Genomic DNA, 2,526 nt, shown 5'->3' with positions numbered 1-2,526 from the left:
CATTCATCGCGGGTCCGGGGGCACGTATGCCCCCGGCGGGAGGGTCCGGGAGGGCAGAGCCCTCCCGGTTCGCCCTGACCATCTCAGCGCTGCGCCTCGCGCGCGATCACGGCCAGGGCTGCGGCCGAGACCGAGATCTGGCCGAGCACCTGGGTCAGGTCGCGCACGAAGCCCCAGGTTTCGTAGGGCGAGGGATCTTGGGGGACGACGACGAGGCTGCCGGGTGGCACGGGCGGGCCGCCTTGTTGCCAGGCTGACAGGCCGGCGGCGGTGGATTGCCCATTGGGCAGCACGATGAAGGCACGGGAGGGGTCGGCGAAGCGTTGCGTGCCTCCCGAGGCGCGCACGTAGTCGGAGGCGCGCCATCCGGTGCGGAACTGCAGGGAGCCTGGGTTCAGCACCGTGCCCACGACGGTGACCTCGTTGGGTCGCTTGGGCATGGCGATGATGTCGCCGGGTTCCAGCAGCACGTCGAGTTCGGGTCGGGCGGCGAGGATGACGGGGTTCGATTCCACGACCATGCGCCCGGCGGCGCGCGCTTCGCGCAGCGAGTTCGCGAGTTCGCGCCCGGCATTGATGGCGGAGCCGAGGTCTGTCTGCGCGCCGCGCGTGCCGGCCACGGCCTGGCCTGCCGCGACCTGGATGAGGCTGGTTTCCAGCTCACGCGCGGTGCGCTGGAAGCCTTCCTGCTGGCGCTGGCGGACGGATTCGCGGGTAAAGACGGCGCCATACGGGTAGGCCTGCGGCGTCAGCCCCCCGGCGCGCGCGATGACTTCCGACAGGCGCTCGCCGCGACGGATGTCGTAGGTGCCCGGGCGGAGGAATTCGCCGACCAGGATGACCGGGCCGGTGTCGCGATCGCCGAAGGCGCGCGGGATGCGCACGGTGTCACGGGGCGAGAGCCGCACGGCGGCGAAGTTGCGGCTGGTGAGGTCGAGCCGCGTGCGCGCCAGCGGGATCGCGCCCGACTGGTCGGCAGGTTCGCGCGCGAATTCCACCACGCGCAGGTCGGCGGCGTCGGACAGCCCGCCGGCGGAGGCGATCGCCTGGTCGAGCCCGGTATTGTCCACGATCGGCAGCAGGCCCGGCGTGCGCACCTCGCCGGTCAGCACCACGGTCTGGTCCAGCAGGAAGGCTGCCAGGTCCGGGTAGTCCACCATCACCTGCGGGCAGGTGGGCGCGCCGATCTCGGGGAAGCCCGCGCCCTTGATGTGCGCGAAGCGCTGCGGCGATGCGCGCGAGGCGAGGGCTAGAGGTGTGAGCGCCGGACAGTCGAAGGGCGGCGCGCCTTGCGCCTGCGGCGTATTGGCCGGCGCCTCGCCGCGCAGCGCGCGCTGCACCACCGGCGAGGTCAGCCAGGCAATGTCGCCGCGGCCGAGGATGATGACCTCGTCGCCCTCGCGCAGGGACAGGTTGGCCTGGCCCTCCAGCACGCGGCCGAGGTCGAAGGCGACGAAGCTGCGCGCGCCGGTCCGCGCATCGGCGCGCCACACCGCACCCATCCGCACATAGGGATCGTTGCGCAGCAGGCGCCGGTCGCTGATCAGCCCGCGCAGCGTCTGCCCCTGCCGCCCACCGGTGGCGGCGCGCGTGACGGGAATCGCGACATGCCCACCGAGGCGCACAGTGTTCGCCACCACGTCGGCGCCCGGCTGCACCAGCACCGCATCGCCGCGGCGCACGATGGATTGCGGCGAGAGCTCGGCAAAGGATCGCCGCCCGGCCCCGTCGCCCTGCTGGCCGAGCAGCCGGTTGCCGCCGGGGCGCATGGTGCCGCCGGCCAGCGTCAGCATCTCGGCCAGCGGCGCGCCGGTGGCGCGGGCGGGCAGTTCGTAGATGGCCGGGCGCGCGACATCGCCCGCGATGGCGACGGTGCCGCCGACCGGGGGCACGATGATGCGCTCGCCCTCGCGCAGCGACAGGTCGGCCTCGCCGGGTGCGTCGGCGATCACGGCGTAGAGGTCCACCACGCGGCGCCCGCGTGGGCCCTCGATGCGGATGGCGCGCAGCGACCCGGTCTTGCGCACGCCGCCGGCGGCCGAGAGCGCATCCAGCACCGACGACAATGCGTTCAGCCCCTGGAAGCCCGGGCGCAGTACCTCGCCCGCGACGAAGACGTTCATCTGCCGGACCTGGCCGATCGACACGAACACCTCCGACCCCGCCAGGTCGCGCGTGGCGAGGCCCTCGAGATGCGTGCGCAGGTCCTTGAGGCTGCGCCCCGCCGCCGGGATGGGGGCGAGGTCCGGCAGCAGCAGCATCCCGTCGCGCCCGATGCGCAGCGTCAGCGTCTGGCGGGCGCGGCCGCGGAAGGCGACGACCAGCTCGTCGTCGGGGCCGAGCACGTAGTCCTCGGGCAGGGCGCCGAAGCCCTGGGTGGGGGCGGGGCCGGCGCGGAAGGTGTCGTAACCGAACTGGCGCAGCGGCGGGCCGTCGAGCCGCCCGGCGAAGAAGGCCTCGGCGGCGGAGAGCGGGTCCTCCGGCGCGGCGGTCGGCGGCAAGGGCTGCGCCTGGAAGGCCTGAACC

General features: G+C 73.8%; 1 protein-coding gene. It reads right to left on the bottom strand.

Going from position 1 to position 2,526, the window contains the following annotated elements; genetic code table 11:
* Positions 1 to 83: 83 nt before the first annotated feature.
* The coding region (locus HW578_RS25385) for an SLBB domain-containing protein (protein WP_198373492.1) at positions 84 to 2,526 on the bottom strand (2,443 nt) is incomplete at its 5' end.

Origin of the sequence: Roseomonas rosulenta (genome assembly GCF_016106005.1) — a bacterium.
In the GTDB taxonomy this organism is placed as follows: domain Bacteria; phylum Pseudomonadota; class Alphaproteobacteria; order Acetobacterales; family Acetobacteraceae; genus Neoroseomonas; species Neoroseomonas rosulenta.
This window is presented reverse-complemented; position numbering and strand designations above follow the sequence as displayed.